This is a genomic window from Deltaproteobacteria bacterium (assembly GCA_003696105.1).
In the GTDB taxonomy this organism is placed as follows: domain Bacteria; phylum Myxococcota_A; class Polyangia; order Haliangiales; family J016; genus J016.
Window position 1 is genome coordinate 1 of the sequence record RFGE01000353.1, and the last position, 23,616, is coordinate 23,616.

Here is a 23,616-nt window from a genome sequence, read left to right on the forward strand (position 1 = left end):
GGGCGCGGGCGCGGGCGCGGCGGGCGCGGGCGCGGCGGGCGCGGGCGCGGAAAGCCGAAAGCCGACCGCGGGGTCGCCGGCGGCCGCGCGCACCAGCGACAGCCGGCGCGCCGGCGCGCCGCCGGCCGGCGTCACCGCACAGTAGGCGGGCGCGCGGTCGCCCGCGCGGTCTCCCGGCGGCACGAGCCATTCCCGCACGCCGCCGGCGATGCCGCGCAGGCCCCGCCGGTCGGCGGGACAGCGATCGACGCGGCCGACGCCGTCGAGATCGCCGGTGGCGTCGCCGCAGTCCACCCCGGCGCCGTCGCGCAGCCGCGCCCACAGCTCCGCCGGCAGCAAGCGCAACGCCAGTCCGGTGCGCGCCTCGAGCGCCCGCGCGAACCGGTCCGCGTCGGCGCACGCGACGCCGGTGACCGGATAGCCCGGGTCGACGAACGGGCTCGGGTTTTCGCCGGTCAACGCCACGTATTGCGCCTGCGTGACCTCGCTTTCGAGCACCCACCGCGCGCCGGCGCGCACGAGCGGCAGCGACGCCCACGCGCCGGGGACGGCGACCTCGATGCGCGACGCGGCGGACGCGGCGGACTCCGCGGCGCGCGCGCGCAGGGCATCGAGGTCGGCCAACAGCCGGTCGAGCACCTCCGCCGCGGCGCGGATGCGCGGGTCGGCCGGCGCCGCGCCGCGCTCGTCGCCGGCGACCACGCCGACGGCGACGCGACCCGCCGGGTCGAACCGCGCGCGCAACACGCCGCCGGGCCCGACGACCTCCGCGATCGCGTCCGCCGCGCCGGTCCACGCCACGGCAGACGCGGCCGGCGCGCACCGCGGGCGAGCCGGCGGCGACCACCGCCAGGTCGCACCGCGACCGTCGCGAAACCACAGCACGCCGTCGTCCGCGAAGCCGAGCGCGGCGACGCCGTCGACCGCGACGTGCCGGCGCGGCCGACCGCCGGCCACCGGCCACAGCGCGACCTCGCCCGCCCGCGTGGCGGTCGCGAGGTAGGCGCCGTCCGGCGAAAACCGCGCGGCGACCACGGGGGATGTGTGCAGGTGCATCCCTTGCAAGTGCAACAACTGGCGCGCGACCGCCGCCGCCGCGCGCCACCCGGCCGCGGTGGGCCGGCGCTGCAGGCTGCGCCGGGCGAGCGCCGCAGCGCGCCACGGCTCGCGGGCGGCGACCGCCGCGGCCTGCTCCGCGAGCGCCGCCGGCTCGGCGGCGGCCGCCGGCTCCCGAGACGGCCGCGGCTCGCGCGCGCCGCCGACGGCCGCGGCCACCGCCACCGCTGCCGCTGAGGCGACGGCGGCGACCGCGGCGCGGTGCGGCCACCGGCGCGCCGGCGGGCGCAGTTCGCGCGCGAGGATCGCGATCATCTCCTCGGCGGCCGGGCGCCGCGACGGCCGGGCCGCGAGGCAGCGGACGAGCGCGCGCCGCAGTGGCCGCGACGCGCCGCGAAGCCGCCGCGCGCGCCGCCGCAGCGCCCGCGCATCCACACGATCGTCGACCGACGCGCCGCCGAGCACCCGCACGGCCAGCGCGCCGAACGACCACATGTCCCACGCGGGATCGACCGGTTGCTCCGACAACGATTCGGGCGGCCGGTAGCCGGGCGTGCCGGCGGCGCGATCGCCGGGCCGGTCGCCCGCGGCGACCGCGAGCCCGAAGTCCGCGAGCACGACGCGGTGACGGCCGTCGGATCCGCCGGCGCTCACCAGGACGTTGCTCGGTTTCACGTCGCGGTGAACGATGCCGAGCCGGTGGAGCTGGCCGAGAGCGCGCGCGACTTCGCACAGCGCGTCGATCCGCACGCGCGCGTCCATGTCGGCCGCGGCCGCCGACAGCGTCGCGTCGTGCCGCTCCATCACCACGTACAAGCGCCCCGACGGCGTCGCGTCGACGACCTCGGGCACGACGAACGGCGCGTTGCGGTGGCGGCGGAGGCGGTCGAGCAGGTCGGCGAGGCGTCGCTGGCGGCCGCCGCCGTGCCCGGGGCGGAACAGCTTGAGCGCCCGCACGTCGCCGTCCCGCTCGACCTCGTACACGTCCGCGGACGCGCCGGAGCCGAGCCGCGCGCGCACGCGCCACCCCGCCCGTTCGATCGCCGCGAGATCCGGATCGCGCGCGCGCCAGCGCCAGCGGTCGACGGCGCGCGCGATCGCCGCCGCCCCGCCGGCGACGTCGCCGGCGCCGACGGGGATGCCCGCGGCCGCGGCGAGCGCGGCGAGGCCCGCGGCGTCGCCGGCGGCCGACGGCGCGCGCCACGGAGCCGCGTCCGCGAGCCGCACGTCGCCCCCGGGACCGAACAGCGCGTTGCCCGCGTGCACGCGACCGTGCGCGAGACCCGCGGCGTGCAGGGCGGCCACGGTCGCCGCGATGCGCGACACCGCCGCCGCGCGCCGGTCGGGGTCCGCCGGCGGTCGCGACGCCAGATCCTCGTCGGCCAGCGGCGCGATCGTCGCGACCGCGCCGCGCGCCGCGCCGATCCACGCCGGCCGCGCCAGCCCGGCGACGCCGGCGGCGGCCGCGCGCGCGTAGAACGCGGCCAGCGACGCCGCCGCCGCGTCCGCGCCGGCGGTGCGCTCGACGCGGACGGCCGCCGGCACGCGCTCGCCTCCCGCGTCGACCAGCGCCGCGAACGTCGCGCGGCCGGACGACGCGCCGAGGCACGCGGTGACCGCGTCGACGCCCGGCAGCGACGCCGCAATCGACCGCAGCGACGCCGCGGGCGCCTCCGCCGCGCGCCGCGCGCCGCCCGCCAGCTCCGCGCCCGCCTCCGCCGCGCGCCGCCCGCCGCCCGTCAGCTCCGCGCCCGCCTCCGCCGCCCGCCGCGCGCCGCCCGTCAGCTCCGCGCCCGCCGCAGGCACGCGCTCACCTCCGTGATCGCCGACGGGTGCTCCGAGTTGGCGACGACCGAGCGCAAATCCCGCGCGTCCGCGCGGAACAGCCGGCGCACGTCGGCGAGCGCGCGCTGCAGCGCGTAGCGACACGCGCGCCGCGTCACGCCGAGTTCGCGGGCCAGCTCGTCGAGCGGCACGCCGCGCAGGATGTGGCGCACGAGCACGTAGGCGTCGCGAAGACCGGCGCGGCGCCGAGCGTCGTCCCGCCGCGCGAGCACGTGGACGACGTGGTAGCGCAGCGCCTCGAGCACCATGCGGCGGTCGGCGTCCAGCCGCGCGTCCGGCCGCGCGCCGTCGGGATCCACGAGCAGCTCATCGGGCGGCAGCGCCTCGCGACGCAGCGCCTCGCGCACGAGCGCGCGTCGGCGCTCGAGGGCGCAGCGGCGGGCGACCTCGTAGGCGTAGCCGGCGAGATCGCCGCCGACGCCGCGCTCGCGGACGTGGCTCACCACGCGCGCGAGCGCCTCCTGCACCACCGCGGCGTGCTCGTCCGGCGCCCACGGCAACACGCGCGCGCACGCGCGCTCGGCCGCCTCCGCCCACCGCGCGACCTCCGCCGGCGTCACCGGCGCCGCGCCGGTACGCGGCGCGTCGTCCCGGTCGCGTCGTTCGCCGCGCTCGCCGTGTTCGCCGACACCCATCGTCTGCCCGTCGTCGAGGGAGATCGCCCGCCACATATCACGCGCGGCGATTTGCCGAAAGCCGCGGGCGCTCGCAGCCCCTCGCACGTCGCGCGCCGGTCGCGTCGATTTCGTTTCCCCGGACGCGGGCGACCGTCATGTGAGAGCGCATCCATCGTCCGTCCCTACCGCCCGTGGAGGAGGTCATGCACGTACGTACCCTCAGGAACATCCCCCACTCGCTCGCGGTCGCCACGGCCGCCGTCGTCGCCGCGGCCGGCTGTGCCGTGGAGGCCGGCGGCGACCTCGCGTCGACCGGCGCGGCGCTGTCGGCCGCGATTCCGTCCTGCGCGCTGTCGACCGACGCCGCGGTCTCCGCGTACCAGACCGAGCTGAGCACCACGTACGAACAGACGCTCGAACTCGGCGAGCGGATCGACACGTGGACGGCTCGCGCGACCGAAGCCAAGCGCCGCGTCGACCTCGCGCGCGACGTCGCGGCCAAGATCGTCGCGGCCAAGGAGCAGCTCGACAAGGCGCGCACGATGATCGCCGTCCTCAAGCCGCTGCCGATCGTCGGCGGCGCCGCGTCGACCGCGGACAACCTGCTGCGCGCGATGCAGATCCCGGTCGACCGCGCCTATCCGGTCGCCAGCCGCGCCAAGCCGAGGTTGGAGTCGGCGAGCGCGCGGCTCGACGCGCTGCGGCGGCAGCTCGAGGCGGCTCGCGACCGGCTCGACGGCCTCGAACGGGCGATCGACGTCGACGATCGGCTCGTCTGCTTCGCGGACGGCTGCGCGCCGGCCGGCGCCCGCGCCCTGGCGGACCGCCGCGCGGTCGTCGCGGCGGTACGCGACGCGCTGTCGCGCGCCAACGGCGCGCTCGAGGAGGTCGAGCGCTATCTCGACGGCGCCGAGGCCGTGCTCGCGGGCGTCCGCGACGACCTCGCGCGCCGCGTCGACGATGTGCTGTCGGCGATCGCGCGGCTGCTCGGACCGATCGGCGACCTGTACGACGCGCTGGACGTGCGCGTGTGCGCCAACCTGGGCTTCACGCAAATCTGCGCCAACGTGATCGACGTGCTGCGCACGGTGCGCCAGTTGCTCGGGCTCGTCGAGGGCCTGCTCGATCCGCTGGTCGCCGCGCTGCTGGCGCAGATCCGCGCGCTCACCGGGTTTTCGCCGCCGTCGTTCGACCTGCCGAGCGGCCTCGTCGATCTGCCCGATCCGCCCGACCTCGGCTGGCTGGCGCTGCCCGAGCCGTGGCGGCCCGACCCGTGCCCGATCGTCGCCGACCTCGGCGCGTGCGTACCGGCCGACGTGGCCGGCGCGCTCGGGTGCCCGAGCGTCGCGCGCGGCGGGACGTGCGCGACCGACGCCGAGTGCACGACCGGCCACTGCAGCGCCGCGTCCCACCGCTGTTACGACCCGGCGCTGTCGCTCGGCGCCGGCGCGACCTGCTACGACAGCGCCGAGTGCGCCGCGACGTGCGCGGTGTCGGGCGCGTACGGCACGTGCCGGTCGGCGTCCGGCGGCGGCGGGCGGCCGCCGCGGCCGATGCGCTGGTGAGGCGCCGCGCCGACGTGGCCCGGCGGCGACGGTCCATCGCGCCGCGGCGCTCGCCGGCGCGCCGGTCGCCGAGAGAGCGACTTGAATCACACCTGGCCCCGGGGCCGGCGGCGGCCGCGCGAATAAGGCTTGCGCTCGCCGGCGACCGGCCCCTATACATGGCGCACCATGCTTCGCTACACCAACACGTTCCCCTCTGTCCTTTTCGGTGTGATCTTTGCCGTGGCGACCGGTGCCGTCGCGTGTGGCGGCGGTGACGACGACGACGATGACATCGTTCGCGTCGACGCCGCGACGACGACGCCCGACGCGGCCGCGACGACCCCCGACGCCGGTTCCGCGACGCCCGACGGCGGTTCCGCGACCCCCGACGGCGGGTCGACGACGCCCGACGGCGGTTCCGCGACCCCCGATGGCGGCGCCCTCCCCGACGCCGCCACGCCCCCCGACGGCGGGTCGGCGACGCCCGATGGCGGGTCGGCGACGCCCGACGGCGGCGCCCTCCCTGACGCCGCCACGCCCCCCGACGGCGGCGCCCTCCCCGACGCCGCCGTACCGGTCATGCCGGCCGCGGCGGGCGACGTCGTGATCACCGAGATCATGCAGAACCCGAAGGTCGTCGCCGACGCCGACGGCGAATGGTTCGAGCTGTACAACCCGACGACCGCGACGTGGAACCTCGAGGGCTGCACGATCAAGGACTCCGAAACCGGCACCAGCGCCGACGCCCATACGATCGATGCGGGAGGCGCCGGCCTGCTGCTGGCGCCCGGCGCGTACCTCGTGCTCGGTCCCAACGCCGACCCCGAGACCAACGACGGCGTGAAGGTCGACTACGCGTACCCGGTCGCCGACTTCCGCCTCGGCAACGGGGCCGACGAGGTGATCGTCGAGTGCGCCGGCGTGACGATCGATATGGTCGCGTACGACGGCGGCCCGACGTTCCCCGATCCGAACGGCGCGTCGATGAACCTCGACCCGTCGAAGTTCAACGCGACGGACAACGACGACGGCGCCAACTGGTGCACGGCGACCGCCAGCTACAGTCCGAACAACCTCGGTACGCCCGGCGCCCCGAACACGCCCTGTTCGACCGCGCCGTAGCGCGCGCCGCGCCCTCGCGCGCGGCCCCCTCGCGGGGCCGCCGCGGGGTCGCGCGTCGCCGGCTAGCGCGGTAGCCGACGGCGCGCGCGGCCAGTGCAGTGGCCGCCGCGACCCGCGCAAGCCCGCGGCACCGCGTGCGACGCGCCGCGGCGTTCCGTGGCACGCGCGCTGCACCTGTGGCGACCGTGACCATCGCGCTCGCCGCCTCGTTCGCGTTCGCGCTGCCGCCCGCGCTCGGCCGCGTTCCGCTTCGCAAGATCGCGCTGCGCGTCGCCGACGTGCTCAGCGACTTCGGTTTCGGCACGGTCGTCCCGGCGCCGTCCTACGGCACGCTCGCCGATTGGCTCGCGACCGGCGAGGTGCATGCGGCGTGGGCGCCGCCGGCCGTATGCGCGCACACGATCGCCGCCGGCGGCAGCGTGCCGTTGCGCGCCGTGCGCTGCGGCGCGACCACCTACCGCGGCGCGCTGCTGTGCCGCAGCGACCGGCCCGTGGACCTCAAGAGCCTGGCGGACGCGACGGGGCTGTCGGCCGTGCGGGCCGTCTGGGTCGACCCGCGGTCCTCGGCCGGCTTCCGCGCCCCGCGCGCGCTGCTCCGCGCCCGCGGCATCGCGCTCGGCCGCGCGGTCGTCGAGCAGTTTGCCGGCTCGTACGCGGCCTGCTTCGACGCGGTGCTCGCGGGAGACGCCGACCTGACCGCCACGTTCGTCGGCCGCAACGGCGCCGGCTACGTCGACCTGTGCGGCGACCGCGCGGCCGGCCTGCGCGTGCTCGCGTGGACCGACGAGATCCCGAACGACGGCATCGCCGTATCGCCGGCGCTGTCGCCCGGCGCGCGCGCGGAGGTCGAGGCGGCGCTGCGTGCGGCGGCCGACGACGACCGCACGCTCGATCGCCTCGCGCCCGCGTTCGACGTGGACCGGTTCGACCCGGCCGACGCCGCGGCGTACGCGGCGTGGCGTGCCGTCGCCGGCGACGCGGCGTGCGCCGCGGGCGCGGGCGCCCGTCACCGCGCGGGTCGCGACAGAGCGCGCACCCACCACGGCCGCGCCGCCGCGCGTCCCGCAAACGGAGTGCACGTGCCGCCGTCGGCGTAGCCGAGTTCGCCGAGCCCGTTGCCGTCGACGTCGGCCGTGCCCGGCACCTCGCACACGCGAACGTTGTACATACGCTGCATCACGCCGAGCGACAGCACGCCCGAGCCCGGCATGAACGAGTCGCGCAGCCGGCGCCCGGTCTGGGTGCCGACCTGCTCCCACAGCGCCGGACGCGCGAGCCGGTCGGCGCGAGACAGCAGCGCCCCCGCCATGCGGAACACGCGCGGCCCGCTCGGGTCGCCGGCGAGCGGCGCGCCGGTGTCCGGATCGAGCGACGGATCGCGGCCCAGGATCGTCGGGTCGCGCCAGTCGGCGTCCAATCCGCAGTCGTTGTCCGGCAGGCACCGCTCGCGCGGGCTGAGCGCGCGATCGAGCTTGATGCCGACGAGATCGCCGGCGCCGTCGGCCACGAGCAGCCAGGTCTGGCCCGGCACGACGCTCACGATCACGTCGCGCGCGTCGATGCCGGCGTCGGCCGGCACGTCGGACACCGCCGGTGCGGCTCGTGTGAGGTCCACGTCCTTGACGCCGCCGGCGCCGGCCGCGACGTAGACGTGACCGTTGGTGTGCGCGACGCCGCGCGCGGCGAACCCGGTGACCTGCGGCGCCGCGCCGAGGCCCGGTGCGAGTCGCGGATTGGCCGGGTCGCTGATGTCGAGGATCGCCAGCCCGCCGTCGGTGCCGGCGTACAGCGCGAAGCCCGCCGCATCGAACGCGCGCACCGGCGCGCCGACCGCCACCGAGCCGCGCACCTGCGGCGCCGCCGGGTCGCGCACGTCGATCGCGACGACGTCGCCGGTGTCGGTGCCGGCGTACACGATGTCGCCCGCGACGAACACGGCCTGGACGACCGCGCCGCCGACCGGCGCCGTCGCGACCAGCGCGGCCGCCGGGACGACCGGGTCCGGCGCGCCGTCGATCCGCACGACCGACACCCCCGCCGCGCCGTGTGCCACGTAGACGAACGGATCGCTCACGTCCGGCGACAGCGCCGCGACCCCGAGCGCCGGCCCGCCCGGCAGGTCGAGGACGAACACGGACGCGGCGTCGCCCACCGACGGCCGCACCGCCGACGGATGCCCGCGCCGGGTGACGTCGGCGACGATCAACTTGCCCGCGTTGCCGGCGGCGACGGTCATGACCGCGACGTCGCGCAACGTCGGCGCGCGCGTCGCCTCCGGCGTGACGTTGCGGATGAGCACCACGCCGGTGCCCTCGAACGCGCCGCCGACCCCGAGCGACCCGTCGAACACCGGCTCGACCGCGGCGGCGACGCGATCGGTTGGGTTGACGATCAGGCCGGGGAATCGGGTCGACGCTCCCGGCGTGTTGCCCTTGAGTTCGCGCTCCTGCTTGTACTCGAACAGCTCGAGGCCGCCAGCGCCGGCCGCGAACACCCAGTCGCCGACGTACGGGTACCGACCCGCGCCGACGCCGTAGGTGACGCCGAGGATGTGATCGTTGCGCACGCGGCCGGCGTCGTCGACCAGGGCGTGGCACCAATCGCAATCGCGCGTCTCCGCCGGGCGCACGGTGTGGGGCATCGTCTGGTTCATGGCCGCCCCGCTGGTCGCCACGTTCGTCCGCCCGGTGTTGGCGTCCCGCGCCTGAAACGTCGTGAAGACCGTGTTGTCGACCACCGTGTGGCCGTCGGCGTCGTTGAGCGACACGAACACCTGCATCGACGATCGGAACGGCGCGAGCCGGCCGCCGTCGGCGGCGGCATCGACCGCGAGCACGAACGGACTGCGCATCAAGCTCAGCAGTTGGAAGTTGGTCGCGGCGGCCTGTGTGCTGTTGTTGAACCAGGTCTCGTTTTCGCCCGCGACCTTGATCAGGTCCCCGTTCGGCTCGAGCTTCGTCTTGATGTCATCGCCCAGGTTGACGTTGTAGTGACAACCCATGCAGTTGAGCACCCACGACATATGGCACGAGTAGCACTCGAGCTTGGCGCTCTGCAGCTCGCCGTTCGGCCCGAAGGTCGACCCGGCGTTGTGGCCGCCGGCGGGCGCGGGCGGCATGTGCTGCGACGCGTGCGCCTCGACCGCGCGCGGCTCGAAGTCGGGATGCGCCGCATCGACCGTGTCGACGACCTGCGGCACCCGCCACTCGAGCCCCGGTGTCACCCGCGACCGCTGAATGATCGCGCCGTCGCGCTCGACGAAATACGGCACGCCGTCGTGGTCGACCGCGCGACGCAGGTCGTTGAGCCCGTTCGGCCCCGACGTGATCAGCGTGGCGCGCGCGTCCAGCGTGCCGTGGCAGTCCTCGCACTCGATTTCGATCTGGTCCCAGTTCGTGTGATAGAGGTTGCCGTCCCCGTGGACGTCCTGCAGGAAATGGCAGTCGATGCAGTGCATCCCGCGCTCGAAGTGGATGTCCATCAGCCGCGTCGACCCGTTGGCGCCGCCGTAGACGTAGCGCATCTGGCGGCCGTCGACGCTCACTTCGCGCGGCGCGTGATCGATCAGGTCGAGCACGCCGTCGCCGTCGAGATCCTCGTCGAGCTGGCGTTCCTCGATCACCTCGCCGTCCGGGCCGAACCGGCGCAGCGTGACCACGCCGAGTTCGCCGTCGTTGTTGCAGTCCTCGGTGTAGACCTCCGGCGCACAGCCGCCGCCGCCGCGCACGAAACCGGCCGCGTCGAGTTCCGCGTCGCGCCGGCGCGCGGCCTCGATGACCGCGAGGCCGGACGGCAGCACCAAGTTGCCGTCCTCCTCGCGCACGAGCGAGTCGTGAATTTCGACCTGCGTGCCGCGCGGCGTCGTAAACCGGATCGACTTGCGGCGCGCGAGCAGATCGCGCTGCTCGTCTTCGGCCATGCCCTGGTAGGCGAGATCGATCCGCGTGACGAACGCGTGGCACAGCCCGCACTGCTGGGTGGTCACCGCGGTCGTGAGCGCGTGATCCCGTGAGTAGTAGCGCTGCTGGTCTCGCCCGGTGCGCTCGCGCTCGGCCGAATTGACCGCGATGCCGACCAGGCGGAGGTCGCCGTCGAGGTCGACGATGTCCTGCGTCGCCGGATCGAACTCGCGGTGGCGCGTGGTCGGGTCGGCCACGAGTTCCTCGGTGACGCCGCCGGCCTGTTCGCGGCGCACCAGGTGCGGCCGGCGCGCCCCGGACGGGTCGTAGAGCATGTGGCACGCGGTGCACCCCGACGAGTGGCCGCGGCCGAACGGGTTGTTGGTCGCGATGCGCGCGACGTCGGGCAGGATCGACGTGCCGAACGTGAACGCGAAGTTGGACGCGGACCCCGGATAGTTGACCGGGTAATAGGCGCGGAAGCCCCGCAGCACGTTATCGACCGGGTCGGGCACGCCGGCCGCCAGCTCCTCCGCCGGCGGAGCCGACAGCCGCGGCAGCGCCGCGTCCGGGTCCATCAACGGGTTGCCGCCCCACTCGAACCGAGGGTTGGTCACGCCGTCGTGCTCGGCGGTGCGACCGCCCAGCGGCAGCGCGTCGATCGTCCCCTGCACCGCCTCGAACGCCGGCAATCCGACGTTGCCCGGCGCGTCGGCGGCGGCGTTCGGGTCGCGGTCGGCGGCGAGCCGTTCGAGGCACGCCGAGTCGAACACCGGTTGCCCGCGGCCGCCGGGATCGCCCACCGCAGAGATGTCGATACAACTGTCGATGGCGGCGTAGTCGAGCACGTAGCCGAACGCGCCCGCGCGCGGGTCGCGCCCGGGCGGCTGCGCCGCCTGCCAGGTCGGCCGCCAGCTCTCGTTGCCGTAGTAGGCCCCGTTGATGACCGCGGCGTTGTTGACCATGATCGACCGGCGCATCGTCTCGACGACCCCCTGGTGGCAGCCGCCGACGGCCGGCTCGTCGAGCGCGGCCCGCGACTGGCTGCCGCAGGTTGCGGTCGCGACGCGCAAATCCCCCGGATTCAGCCACCGGGTGTAGTTGAGGTCGCGGTTGAGTTCGGAGTCGACGAACTGGCCGGCGCCCTGTCCCTGCAGCCCGAGTTCGACGATCTCGCCGGGGTCGATCACCGCGGTCGGATTGTCGGGGTCGTCGAACGTCGGCCCCTCGTCGACGACGCCGTCGCCGTCGTCGTCGATCCCGTTGGCCCAGAAAAACCGCGCCAGGCCGGGCTTGGGCCGCACGTGACTGCGGGCGAGCAGGTCGGGGTCGCGGTAGATCGCCGGGTCCGACGCGGCGTCGGCGGGTACGTCGGCGACCTGGTCGTCGCCGCCGTGGCAGTCGACGCAGCGCAGCTTGTAGGTCGGATGGACCTGCCCCGCGGACAGGCCGGTGTGGCACCGCACGCAGGTGCCGTCGAACTCCAAGTCGGCGCTCACGACCGTCTCGCTCGCCGAGCAGGCGGTCGCGACGGCCGCCATCGCCGCCGCCATCGCGCACATGCGTCTGCGCAACCGGCTCATCCGTGCGTGAATCCCGACAGGAGCTTCTTGCGGATCGAGGGGTGATGGCATCGCTCACACTTGCCCGGCGCGGTGCTGTCGACGTCCGGGTGACAGCCGCGCGCGCCGCAATATCGGTCCATCGACGTGCCGTCGATGATCGGCTGGCGCTTGATCTGCGCGACGGTCCGGTACCGGTCGCGCCGCGCCTCGATCATGTAGTGACACGAGCTGCACTGCAGCCGCGACCCGTCGGCGGCCACGCGGTGCTCGACGCGCTCGTGGCGAAAGCACGGCGTGTCGGCGCGCTGCTCCGGCGTCATGTCGGCGCGCCACGCCGAGTCGCAACTCTTGAGGTCGAGCGCCTTGCGCGCGCCGGCGACGAATGCGTCCTGCCGCCCCGGCTCGGTGTGGCACGCGCTGCACACGCCCATCGGCGGGGCGGCGCCGGCGCCCACCGCGTGGCACTTGGCGCACTGCGGGTGGCCGGGGGTGTAGACCGCCTCGAACGTGCGCTCGTCGACGACGTGGCAGTCGGTGCAGCGGGCGCGGTCCAGGTGGGCGGCGTGGTCGAAGTCGACGTGGAACTCGCGCCGCGCGTAGCCGCGGAACGCGGCGTCCGCGCTCGCCTTGCGGTGAGGCGGCGGCGGGCGATCGCCCGCGTGACAGCCGGCGCAAAACGCGGCGGCGCGCGCGCCGCGGTCGTCGCTGCGGCCCGCGGCCAGGAAGTCCTCCGCGTGGCAGCCGGCGCGCAGGCACGGCTGATGCCCGCGCGCGCCGACGGGGACGAGCGCGCCGTTCGGATCGGGCGCGTGGCACGAGTCGCACGCGTCGGCGATGCGCACGCCGCGCGGCACGTGCGCGGCGTGGCTGAACGTGCGCGCGCCGGCGCCGCGCGCGGGGGCGGGCGACGCGGCGGGGCCCGCCGGAGCCGGCGCCGCGGCGGAGCCCGCCGGAGCCGGAGCGCGCGGCGACGCGGCGCCCGCGCCGGGCAACGACGCGGGACGCGCGGCCGAAGCCGCGCCGGGCGGCGACGCGGGACGCGCGGCCGAAGCCGCGCCGGGCGGCGAAAGAGCGATCGCCGCCCGCGCCGCCGCGACGACGGCGACCGCGCCCGCGATCGCCCACGCCGCCGGCCGCCGCGCGGTCATCGCTCCTCCCGGCGGTGGCATCGATAGCAGCCGAAGCCGGTCGTCTTGAACGCGCGCTCGCCGTCGTGGCACGCGTCGCAGCTGCGCATCGTCGGCGGCGCGATGTCGGCGACGCGCTCGGCGCGCGCGACCGCCTCGTGGCACACGGTGCACGCCGGCTCGCCGCCGCCGCGCGGGTCGACCGCGTGCGTCTCGTGGCGGAAGGTCGCCGCGACCGACCACGCCGACGGAGCGCGCGCCACGGCGGCGGCCTCGCGCGGCCGATGGCACCCCGCGCACGCCGTCATCGCCGGCTGAGCGCGCTGGCCGTGGCACGGCGCGCACGCGGCGTGACCGGAGCCGGCCGCATCGCCGCGGTACGGGTCGCCGTGACACGCCTTGCAGTCGCCGGCGCCGGCGCGCGCGTGCGCCGCGTGCGAGATGTCCCGGCCGAAGTCGCTGTCCGCCCGGCGCCGGGCGACGGCCGGTTGCGCGATCCACGGCGCCGTGCCGTCGTGGCAGGTGCCGCACACCTGCGGGCGGCGCGAGAAGAACTCGCCGGCGTGACAGCCCGCGTCGCTGCACGGCCGGTGCGGCTGCGCCGCCGTCGCCGGCCGCACCGCGAACGCGGCGTCGAGCGCGTGGCACGCGGTGCAGTCGCTCTGATCGACCCGCCGCGTCGCGTGGCGGGCGTGGTCGTAGCGCGGCAGCGGCGCCGTCGGCGTCGCGACCGGCGGCTGCGCCGGCGATGCGTGGCAGCGGGTGCAGGTCGCGCCGACGGCCGAGAACGCCTTCGCGCCGTCGTGGCAGGTGTCGAAGCACCCCTTCATCGTCGGCAGTGGAACGACGTCGTCCGTCTCGGCCTGCGCGATGTTGGCGTGGCAGGTCAAGCACGCGCGGCCCTCGCGACCGACGCGGCGCGCGTTGGCGTGCTTTTCGTGGTCGAACGCGCCGGCGACCGAAAACGGATTGGACGGGCGCGCGGTCGCGGCGGCGCGGCCGCGCTCGCTGGTCGCGTCGACGTGACAGCCCGCGCACGACGTCATCTTGGGTTCGGCCGCCGTCGCGTGGCAGCCGCCGCACAGCGCGTGACCGGCGCGGAGCGCGTCGCCCGTGCGCGGCGGCGCGTCGCCGAACGCGCCGTGGCACGCCTCGCACTGCTTGCCGGAGCCGCCCGGTCGCACGTGGACGCGATGCGAATACAGCGCGACGAACTGGCGCGGGCCCGTCTTCGTCTTGGCATGGCAGAACGCGCACCAGTCCTTCTTGCGGCTGCGCTCCAGCTCGCGCCGGGACATGACGATCTTGCCGTGGCACTGCTTGCACGGCTGGTGGTCGCGCTTGCCGACCGGCACCAGCGTGCCGTCGGGCGACGACGCGTGGCACCGCTCGCACGCGAGCACCGTGTCGTCGGTGGCCTTGAGCTTCGCGGCGTGATCGCGGTGGTCGAAGCGGTTGGACGCGCCGTCCGCCGCGCCGGCCGCGTGCGCGCGCGCCGTCGCGACGGCCGCGGCGGCGACCACCGCGACTCCGGCGATCCGCAGCGCCGCCGGACCGCGCATCAGAACGCCACCTCCGCGACCGCGCGCGCGCTCATCAGCACGCCGAGTTCCGCAGCCAGCGCCGGGGACGGCTGCGCGATCTCACCCGACACCGCCACGCGCGCCCGCGAGCCGACCCGGTAGCGCACGTCGATCTGGCCGCCGGCGGTCGTGTCGCCGGACACGCGGGCGTACGGCGTCTCGTAGTCGGCGATGCGCACGTAGGCGCCGGCCGCGGCGGTCGCCCGCGCGCCGGCCCGGTAGCGCAGCTCGCCGGACAGCTCGTGAAACGACGTCGCCGCCGCACCGGCCGTGTCCGCGAAGTCCGAACCGGCCTGCTGCGCCGCGTCGCGCGCACTCGTGCGCCGCAGCTTGTACTGCCCGCCGGCCTGCAGCGACCGCCCCAGCGTCGCGCGGGCCGCGGCCCCCGCCTCGACGTACGACGCGTCGAACGCGGACGTCGACTCGTCCGATGCACGGTTCACGCGGCCGAAGCCGTACAGCTCGAGGTGGCGCGACGGCTGCACCATCGCCGTGGCCGACACGCGCACCGCGTCGCGCACCGGATCGAACCCCAGGCGCACCCGGTCGGCCACGTCGACGACGTCGCCGCGCGCCGGGCTCACGTAGTCGTACGCGACGTCGGCGGCGCGGAGCTGTTCGGCGCGGACGACCGCGTACACCCGCCGGCCGAACCCGCGGCGCACGCGCAGACCGATACGGCCGATGCCCGCGCCGTCGCCGGCGTCCACCGCGCGCAGGGTCGCCGACACGTCGGTGCCGGCCCAGCGCCCCCGCGCCGCCCACTCGACGAGCGTGGTCGCGCCGTCGTAGTGCAGCGCGTCCACCGACACGTCCACCGGCACGCCCGCCAGCCGGTCGCCGAACAGCTTCACCCCCGCGCCGGCGAGCACGCCCGGGTCGTCGTCGACGTACAGCGAGACCCGCCGGCCGACGAAGCCGGACGCCTCGTAGCCCAGGTCCGCACCGCCGTACGCGGCGGTGACGCCGTCGAAGTGGGCGATGAATCGGGTCGTTCCGTAGCGGAACTGGCGTCCGGCGCGAACGTAGAGGTGGCGCAGCGGCGACGCGTCGCCGCCGTAGCCGTCGAGTTCGGCGTACGCCGACCGCAGCCACAGCGCGTCGCCGCCGCCCGCGTCGTACACGTGCGGCACCGCGGCGAACGCGCTCGCGCCGGCCGGGTCGAGCCGGAACTGCGACGACAAGTACGTGTGAAGCGACGGCAGCAGCACGCCGCGGCTGCCGAGCACGGCGTCGCCGAGCAGATAGTTGCGACCGGTCACAAAGGACTCGCCGCCGGGGCCCGTCGCGTCCTCCGGCCGCACGCCGGTCTTCGCGAAGTCGCCGCTCGTCGTCGCCGAATCGACCGCGTAGCCGACGTTCAGGTGGAACACGACGCGCTCCTGCACGTCGCGCCACGAGTCGGGCAGCGCGCGGTAGCGACCGCCGCGGCGGACCGCGGCGGCTGGCGGGGCGCCGGCGTTCGCCGCGCTCGCGCCCGTCGCGCCAGTCGCCGCGCCGCCCGGACTCGCCGCCGCACCGCCGCCCGCACTCGCCGCCGCCGCGCCGCCCGGACTCGCCGCCGCCGCGCCCGCGCCAGTCGCCGCGCCGCCCGCACCGCCGCCCGCACTCGCCGCCGCCGCGCCGACCGCGGCGCCGGCCGCACTCGCCGCCGCACCGCCGGCCGCACTCGCCGCCGCCGCGCCGCCCGCGGCGCGCATCTGCAGCGAGCCCACATCCGGCGCCGGCACGTCGTGGACCGCGAGATCGACCGCGCGCGCGCCGGCGCCCGCCTCGGCCCGCGCCGGCCCGGCGCCGCTGCCCGCGCCGACCGCGACGCTCGCCGCCACCGCGAGTACCCGGCGCGCCGTCATCGCTGCCCCCGGTGGCAATCGCTGCACGTGTCCTCGAACGTGTGGCACGCGAAGCAGCTCGACAGCCCGAAGCGCGCCTCCTGCGCGTGGCCGCCGAGCCGGAACTCGGCCATCGGCTGATGCGACCGCGGCGGAATCGAATGACACGCCGCGCACCAGTCCGCCGCGTGGCAGGTCTGGCAGCGGTCGCGATCCGCCGCGGCCTCGCGTCCGTGGTCGCGATCGCGCCAACCCATGCCGTGGTCGCGCGGACGCATGCGATCGTGGCACTGGAAACACGAGTCGCGCGGCGAACCGCTCAGCCCGTCGTGGCAGTAGGCGCAGCGCGCCTCCGGATCGGCGGCCGCCCGCGCGTGATCGGTGCGGAACGCGAGCGTGTGGTCGTCGGGCATGCCCTTGCCGACCATGTGGCTGCGCGGCGGCACGCCCGCGGCGATCGCGGTGTGGCACACGTCGCAGTGCGCGATCCGGACCCGCTCGGGGGTGCGGCTCGCGTCCTCGTGGCACGTCGCGCACTGCTGCATCGGCGGCACGCTCACGTCGGCGTTCGACCGCGACCGCGGCACGTCGGCGTGGCACGTCGCGCACGGAATCGGCGCGCCGGCCGCGTCGCGCTCGTGCGTCGCGTGCGCGAACACGAGGTCCCCGGTGATGAGCTGCCGGCCCCGCTCGAGCGCGACGTCGCCGGTCGGGTGGCACGCGTCGCACCGCCGCAGCGCGGCGGCGGCCGCGGCGGGCTTGCCGTCGCCGTGACAGCGGGCGCACTCCGCGTGCCCGGGCAGCGCCGGGTCGCGCGCGTCCGCCGCGCGCGCGTGGCAGTCGCCGCACGCGACGTGGAAGCCGACGCGGCGGTCCATCGCGCCGGCGTCCAGGTGCAGTTGGTGCGAAAAGCGAGCCGCGAGCACCTTGCGCGTGCCGCGTTCGGGATACGGCTGAAGCGTCGTCGCGCCCCGCTCGCGCGGCTCCACCGCCGCGTGGCAGTTCAAGCAGAACCGCCCCGGCGGGCGGTAGAACTCGTCGCGGTGACACTCGTCGCACGGCGCGTGGTCGTTCGCGCCCGGCCGCGCCACCTCGCCGCGCGCGACCGCGTCGGCCGGGTGGCAGTCGGCGCACTGCAGCCCGCGACCGCGATAGCCCGCGATGCGCGGATCGTCGCCCGTGTGCAGCCCGTGCGGAAAGCGGTCGCTGTCGGCCGGCACGACCGCGACCGCGGCGCGCCCGCGCGCGGCACCATCCGACGCGCCACCACACGCGGCGGCCGCACACGCGGCGGCCGCATGCACGACCGCGAGCCAGCGACAAGCTCTGTCCATTGCTCGATACAACTTTTCGATCGACGCACTTGATGCGTATCATTGGCGCCCGTGTCTGGTAAAGGAGGCTCATGACGGTTTCGGCCGCCCTGCCTGCCGGCGACCCCGCCGCCCTGCTGGCGACCGTGCCGTTTTTGTCCGACGTGGATCCGGACGACCTCGCCGACTTCGCGCGGCATTGTGCGGTGCGCCACTACGCGGCCGACGAGGCCATCGTTCGCCAGGGGGAATTCGGCCACTCGATGTTCGTGCTCGCCGCCGGCGCGGTGCGGATTACCGCCACCGACGACGCCGGCACGCGCCTCGAACTCGGCCGGCTGGACCAGCCCGGCAGTTTCTTCGGCGAGGTCGCGCTGCTCGGCCGCGGCGTGCGGTCGGCCACGGTCACCGCCGACGGGCCGGCCACCCTGATCGAGATCGAAAAGAACCGGTTCGACCGGCTCGCGCGCCGCCATGCCAGCGTGCTCGCGGCGCTCGAGCGCGTCTACCACGCGCGGTCGATCTCGACCTACGTGCGCCTGCACCGCTACCTCGGCCAGCTCGACGAGGCGACCCTGTCCGCGCTGATCGACGGCGCCACGATGCGCAAGTTCGCCCGCAACGACGTCGTGTGCCGGGCCGGCGATCCGTCGGACACCGTGCTGCTGGTCAAAGACGGCGTCCTCAAGATGCTGCGCCGGCGTCCCGACGGCCGCGAGTCGATCCTCGCCTATTTCAACACGCACGACGCCTACGGCGTCCACGATCCGCCGTCCGGGCGACCGGCCGACCTGGTGGCGCTCGGCCAGGCCGAAGTGATCTTCTTGCCGCGCGGCCCGTTCGATCAGCTCGCGGTCAGCCACCCGCAGATCTACGAGCGGTTCGGCAAGGACGACATGCACCGGTCGGCTGCGCTGCGCGGCGCGGGCCTAACCGTGCTCAGCGCCGCCGACGCATTCTTGCAGGAGGGCGTCGAGGTCGAGTCCCTGCTCGTCATCGACCTCGACCGCTGCGTGCGCTGCGGAAACTGCGTCCGCGCGTGCCACGACCGCCATCAGTTCACGCGGCTCGACCGGCGCGGGCCGATCTTCCGCCGCCGCAAGCGGGTGGACTCGCCCGAGCACCAGCACCTGCTCATCCCCACCTCGTGCCGGCATTGCCGCGATCCGGAGTGCATGGTCGGCTGCCCCACCGGCGCCATCCACCGGACGCCCGACGGCGAGGTCGACATCAACGACAACTGCATCGGCTGCGACAACTGCGCGCGCAAGTGTCCGTACGACAACATCACGATGATGCCGCTGCCGGAGGACCAACAGCGCGACGGCGTCGTCAAGCGCGCGATCAAGTGCAACCTGTGCCGCGGCTACGCCTATTCGAACTGCGTGTACAACTGTCCGCGCGGCGCGGTGTTGCGCGTGGACCCGTTGCGCTACTTCGACGAACTCGCCCTGGTGATGGAGCCCGAGCAGGTCGAGGCGATCGAGTGGGCGCGCAAGCGGGCCGAGCAAGCCGGCACGCTCGGCACCAAGCAGCAGGTCCTGCCGCGGTCGACCCGGTTCATCAAGGTGTCGCTCGCGGTGTTCGCCGTCGGCCTCGCCGGCCTGATCGGCGCGTTCTTGCGGTCGCCGGCGCCCCGCGTCGGCGGCTCGTCCTGGGGCTTGACGTTCGGCGTCGTGGCGACCGGATGCCTCGCGTTTGCGATGCTGCTCGGCGCGCGCAAGCGCATGCGCACCCGCGCGCTCGGCCACCTGGAGGTGTGGACGCAGTATCACATGGTCGTCGGCGCGCTCGGATTCGTCGCCGCCCTCGCGCACGCGGGCTTTCGCATCACCGGCGTCTTCACCACCGCGCTGCTCGCGGTGTTCGCCGTCGAGGTCGCGACCGGCATCGCCGGCCAGGTTCTGTACACCGTCGTACCGCGGTTGCTCACGCGGCTCGAACGCCACGGCCTCGCGAAGCTGATCGAAGATCTGCTCGCCGAGGAGATCGAGCTGTCCGACGGCATCGCCGAGTTGGTCGATCGCGCACCGGCCGACGTGCAAGCGCTGGTGCGCGGTCCGATCGCCGCCGCGTCGGGCACGGTGCGCCAGCGCTACCGCGCCGACTACGACCCGGTCGCGCACGTCGACCGGGTGCGCGCGCTGCTGTCGGCCAAGCTGGCCGCCGTTCCGCCGGCGCACGCCGCCACCGTCGACCGCGTGCTGCGCGACACCAACCGGCTGCTCGACGTGCGCGCCCAGTTGCGCCTGCACCGGGCGATGAAGACCTGGCTGATCGTCCACCTCGCCGCGGCCGGCGCGCTCGCCGTGCTGGTCCCGGTCCACATCGTCGCGATGCTGACGGTCCTGTGATTCGCCTGCTGTTCCAGTCGGGCCCGCTCGCGGGCCGCGAGATCGCCACCGGCGCCGCCGAGATCCGCCTCGGCCGCGATCCGGCCCACAACGACGTCACGATCGACGACCCCATGGCGTCGGCGCGCCACTGCGTGCTGCGGCGGTCGCCGCGGGGCGCCTACCTCCTCGAGGACCTCCGGTCGACCAACGGCACCTACGTCAACGGCCGTCGGATCACCACCGAGTACCTCGCGCCCGGCGATCGGTTCGGCATCGGCGCCACCGAGATCGAGGTCGGCGACGGCCGCCCGCGCCTGCTGGTCGTCGGCGGCCCGCGCGCCGGCCGCGAAGTCCCTGTCGGCGCCGACCCGATCTCGATCGGCCGCGCCCCCGACAACGACCTCGTGTTCGACGACCCGGACGTGTCCGCACACCACTGCGTCCTGGTCGTGCACCCCACCGGCTTCATCCTGCAAGACAACGGCTCGACCAACGGGTCGTTCGTCAACGGCGAGCGCATCGTCCGCCAACCGGTCGACGACGGCGACGTAATCCGCGTCGGCGCCAACGACATCCGCTTTCTGATCGACGAGCCGGAGCGCACGACCGACGTCCACGAGGCGGCCGGCACCGGCGATGCGATCGCGCGGCTCGTCTTCGTGTCCGGGCCGCACGACGGCCTCGTCGTGCCGCTGGCCGAGGGGCAGATCGCGATCGGCCGCCGCCCGGATTGCGACGTCATCCTCGACGACCCGCTGGTATCCGCCGCCCACTGTGCGCTCACGGTCGAGGGCGGCCAGTTCCTGCTAATCGATGTCGGCTCCACCAACGGTACGCTGGTCAACGGCGCGCGGATCGACGGACCGACGAAACTCGGCCCGGGCGACCTGATCCAGATCGGCGCGAGCGTGTGCGAACTGCAGATCGCCGGCGGCGTCGCGACCGCGACCGGCCGCACGGTGATGTCGACGGTGATCGCCGAGGGAGCGTACGAGGTCACGTCCCGGCCCAAGTTCGTCATCGGCGGCGAAGTCGTGAGCGCGGACCAGGTCGACATCGGCCGCGCGCCGTCGTGCGCGATGCGGCTCGACAGCGACTTCGTGTCGCGCGTGCACTGCACGATCGCGTGGGCGGGCGACGGATTCTACGCGGAGGACCGCTCCACGCACGGGACGTACATCGGCGACCGGCGGATCGTGCGCGCCAAGCTCGAAGACGGCCACGTGCTGCGCTGCGGGCCGCACGTCATCAAGGTGTCGATTCGCGGGGAACGCTGCAGCCTCGAGGAGGCGGACGCCGCCGCCGCCCTCGCGGCGATCGAGATCGCCCGCGAGGCGCAGGCCGGCGTTGCGGGCGTGGCCGCCGCGGGCGCCGGCGCGCCGGCCGCCTACAAGACGGTGTTTCACGTCGCCGCGCCGGCCGCCGAATCCGTCGCGGACCGCAAGGCGGAGTTTCGCCAGCGCGCGCCGGCGTGGCGGCCCAGCTCCGACGTTCAGCCCAATCGACTGCCGGCCGTCGCCGTCGCGGTCGCCGCGGCCACGGCGGCCGGCCTGTGCGCCGTCTTGCTGTCGGCGAGCGACGGCGATGCGGCGCTGGTCAACCATCCGCTGTCCGAGTCGCACGCGTCCGTCGCGTTCCAGCGACAGGCGCGCGCCGCCGGCCTGCCCGGCGGATGCCGCGCATGCCACAGCCCGGGCGCCGGCGCCGACCGGGACAAGTGCACCCGATGCCACCCGGACCACGACGCGATTCGCCCGGCCCACGCGGCCGCGATCGGCAGCTGCGACACGTGTCACGCCGAGCACGATGGCGCTGCACGGTTCGATGCGTCCGGCGCGCCGTCACTGCTCGGAGCCGCCCGGCGTTGCACGACCGAAAGTTGCCACGCCAACCAACACGCCGACGCGTTCGCGACCTCCGGCCGCACGCCGCCTGTCGTGCTCGGCGCCGGCCCCGTACCCACCTTCGACCTGTCGCAGGAAGACCTGCACGCGCGACACGCCGTCGTCCGCCACCGCGGCGACGACGTCGCGATCGGCTGCACGGCCTGCCACGCCGCGATCGACACCGCGACCGGAGAGTTCGTGCCGGCGCCCGCGGGGCTCAGTTGCTTTCGCTGCCACGGCGGCGGCCAGGACGCGGTGCGGCACCAGTGTCTGTCCTGCCACACCGACGAGCACCCGCGCGGCGAGCTGAACCGCCTGCCGCCGGGCGATCCGCTCATCGCCCGCGCATCCCCCGTGCCGAGTCCCGGCCGGTCACTGTGGCTCGGCGGCGGGCTCGCCGTCGCGCTGTTCGCGCCGCTGGCGGCGATCGCGCTGGTGTTGCGCGCCCGCCGCCGCCAGCGCGCCGAGAAGCTCGTCGCCAAGCTCCAACAGTACCCCGCCGAGATCGTCAAGCGTCTCATCCACTCGATCAACCGCGAAAAGTGCGTCGGCTGCTCGCTGTGCGTCCAGGCGTGCCCGGCGAGCGTGCTCGAACTCGTCGACCACAAGTCGACGGTCGTCAACTTCGACGCCTGCATCCAGTGCCGCAAGTGCGAGGCGGCGTGCGCGTTCGACGCACTCCGCATGCACGAGGCCGACAAGCCACCCCCGATGATCTCCGTCCCCGACCTGGACACGTACTACCAGTCGCCGGTCGAGGGGCTGTACCTCATCGGCCAGGCGGCCGGCACGCCGCAGATCAAGAACGCGTCCAACCTCGGACGCGCCGCGATCCAGCACATGGTCAAGGCCGGGCTGCGGCCGGGTGCGGGCGCGGCGGCCGGCGCGCAGGTGGACGTGGTCATCGTCGGGTCGGGACCGGCGGGGCTGTCGGCCGCGCTCACCGCGCGCCAGCTCGGGTTGTCGTACGTCGTCCTCGAGAAGCAGCGCGCGCCCGCGTGGACCGTGCGCAACTACTACCACAAGGGCAAGGAGGTCATGGCCGAGCCGCACGACGTCGAGCTGCTCGGGCCGCTCCCGCACTGGGACACCGACCGCGAGCAGCTGCTCGCCAAGTGGGACGAGCTGATCGCCGCCAACGGGGTCGACATCCGCTACAACCAGGACGTGACCGACGTCCGCCGCGACGGCGACCGGTTCGCGGTCGCCACGGCCGGCGCACCGCCGCAGACGTGGACCGGCGCGCGCGTGGTGCTCGCGATCGGCACGATGGGCAACCCGCGCAAACTCGGCTGTCCCGGCGACGACCTGGAGAAGGTGCGCAACGCGCTCGTCGACCCGGACGAGTTCCGCGGGCGAGCGATCCTCGTCGTGGGCGGCACCGACTCGGCGATCGAGGTCGCGCTCGCGCTGTGCGACGAAAACCGCGTGTGGCTGTCGATGCGGCGCGCGAAGTTCGACCGGGTCAAGCCGGCGAACCTCGAACGCATCAACGCCGCCGTCGCCGCCGGCAAGGTGACGATGCTGCCGTCCACGCAGGTGTCGGCCGTCACCGCGACGCACGTGACGCTCACGAACCGCAACGACCAGTCGACGTTCGAGCTGGAAAACGACTTCGTGTTCGCCATGATCGGGGGCAACCCGCCGACCAAGTGGCTGCAGTCGATCGGCGTGCCGTACACCGAGAAGCCGCACGCGTGGTCGCCGCCCCGCACCGACGAGCTGGTGCGCGCGACGCAGTAGCCGCGGACCCCGCGCGCCGACGAGCCGGTGCGCGCGACGCAGCCGCTGCGGACCCCGCGCGCGGGCGAGCTGGTGCGCCCGACGCAACCGCCGCGGACCCCGCGCGCCGACGAGCCGGTGCGCGCGACGCAGCCGCCGCGGACCC

General features: G+C 75.2%; 13 protein-coding genes. 5 read left to right on the plus strand and 8 right to left on the minus strand.

The window, feature by feature from the left end:
• The 3 genes from D6689_21870 to D6689_21880 all read right to left on the minus strand — a co-directional run.
• The coding region (locus D6689_21870) for a hypothetical protein (GenBank protein ID RMH36754.1) at window positions 1-2,862 on the minus strand (2,862 nt) is incomplete at its 3' end.
• Window positions 2,838-3,248 carry a hypothetical protein gene (locus D6689_21875; GenBank protein ID RMH36755.1) on the minus strand — a complete coding sequence of 137 codons (411 nt, stop codon included), beginning with the start codon at window positions 3,246-3,248 and terminating at the stop codon, window positions 2,838-2,840. The genes D6689_21870 and D6689_21875, both read right to left, overlap by 25 nt.
• Window positions 3,208-3,438 carry a hypothetical protein gene (locus tag D6689_21880; GenBank protein RMH36756.1) on the minus strand — a complete coding sequence of 77 codons (231 nt, stop codon included), beginning with the start codon at window positions 3,436-3,438 and terminating at the stop codon, window positions 3,208-3,210. Before D6689_21880 ends, D6689_21875 begins: the two co-directional genes overlap by 41 nt.
• 271 nt (window positions 3,439-3,709) lie before the next feature.
• On the opposite strand from D6689_21880, the gene D6689_21885 reads away from it, so the two are divergent.
• The 3 genes from D6689_21885 (at window position 3,710) to D6689_21895 (ending at window position 7,284) form a co-directional block, all read left to right on the plus strand.
• On the plus strand, window positions 3,710-5,083 hold the full coding sequence (locus tag D6689_21885; GenBank protein ID RMH36757.1) for a hypothetical protein: 1,374 nt from the start codon (window positions 3,710-3,712) through the stop codon (window positions 5,081-5,083).
• Window positions 5,084-5,305: 222 nt separating this feature from the next.
• Window positions 5,306-6,187 carry a lamin tail domain-containing protein gene (locus D6689_21890; protein ID RMH36758.1) on the plus strand — a complete coding sequence of 294 codons (882 nt, stop codon included), beginning with the start codon at window positions 5,306-5,308 and terminating at the stop codon, window positions 6,185-6,187.
• 98 nt (window positions 6,188-6,285) lie between these two features.
• Window positions 6,286-7,284, plus strand: coding sequence for a hypothetical protein (locus D6689_21895; GenBank protein ID RMH36759.1), 999 nt, complete (start codon window positions 6,286-6,288; stop codon window positions 7,282-7,284).
• Here the strand turns inward: D6689_21895 and D6689_21900 are convergent.
• Genes D6689_21900 through D6689_21920 form a run of 5 tightly spaced genes read right to left on the minus strand, consistent with a single transcriptional unit; the run spans window position 7,194 to window position 17,497 of the window.
• The gene (locus D6689_21900; protein RMH36760.1) at window positions 7,194-11,639 is read right to left on the minus strand and encodes a hypothetical protein; all 4,446 of its coding nucleotides are present in this window, start codon (window positions 11,637-11,639) and stop codon (window positions 7,194-7,196) included. The genes D6689_21895 and D6689_21900 overlap by 91 nt on opposite strands.
• A gap of 26 nt (window positions 11,640-11,665) precedes the next feature.
• On the minus strand, window positions 11,666-12,799 hold the full coding sequence (locus D6689_21905) for a hypothetical protein (protein ID RMH36761.1): 1,134 nt from the start codon (window positions 12,797-12,799) through the stop codon (window positions 11,666-11,668).
• Window positions 12,796-14,340, minus strand: a complete 1,545-nt coding sequence (locus D6689_21910) for a hypothetical protein (protein RMH36762.1) — start codon at window positions 14,338-14,340, stop codon at window positions 12,796-12,798. The genes D6689_21905 and D6689_21910 overlap by 4 nt, the downstream gene beginning before the upstream one ends.
• Window positions 14,340-16,214 (minus strand): hypothetical protein, encoded by a 1,875-nt coding sequence (locus D6689_21915; GenBank protein RMH36763.1) that lies wholly within the window; start codon window positions 16,212-16,214, stop codon window positions 14,340-14,342. Before D6689_21915 ends, D6689_21910 begins: the two co-directional genes overlap by 1 nt.
• Entirely contained in the window at window positions 16,211-17,497 is a 1,287-nt protein-coding gene (locus D6689_21920; protein RMH36764.1) for a hypothetical protein, read from the minus strand. Before D6689_21920 ends, D6689_21915 begins: the two co-directional genes overlap by 4 nt.
• A gap of 101 nt (window positions 17,498-17,598) precedes the next feature.
• Between D6689_21920 and D6689_21925 the strand changes: the two genes are divergently transcribed.
• Both D6689_21925 and D6689_21930 read left to right on the plus strand, forming a co-directional pair.
• Window positions 17,599-19,860 carry a 4Fe-4S dicluster domain-containing protein gene (locus D6689_21925; GenBank protein ID RMH36765.1) on the plus strand — a complete coding sequence of 754 codons (2,262 nt, stop codon included), beginning with the start codon at window positions 17,599-17,601 and terminating at the stop codon, window positions 19,858-19,860.
• Complete coding sequence (locus D6689_21930) at window positions 19,194-23,471, plus strand: FHA domain-containing protein (GenBank protein ID RMH36766.1); 4,278 nt, start codon at window positions 19,194-19,196, stop codon at window positions 23,469-23,471. The genes D6689_21925 and D6689_21930 overlap by 667 nt, the downstream gene beginning before the upstream one ends.
• Window positions 23,472-23,616: the final 145 nt, after the last annotated feature.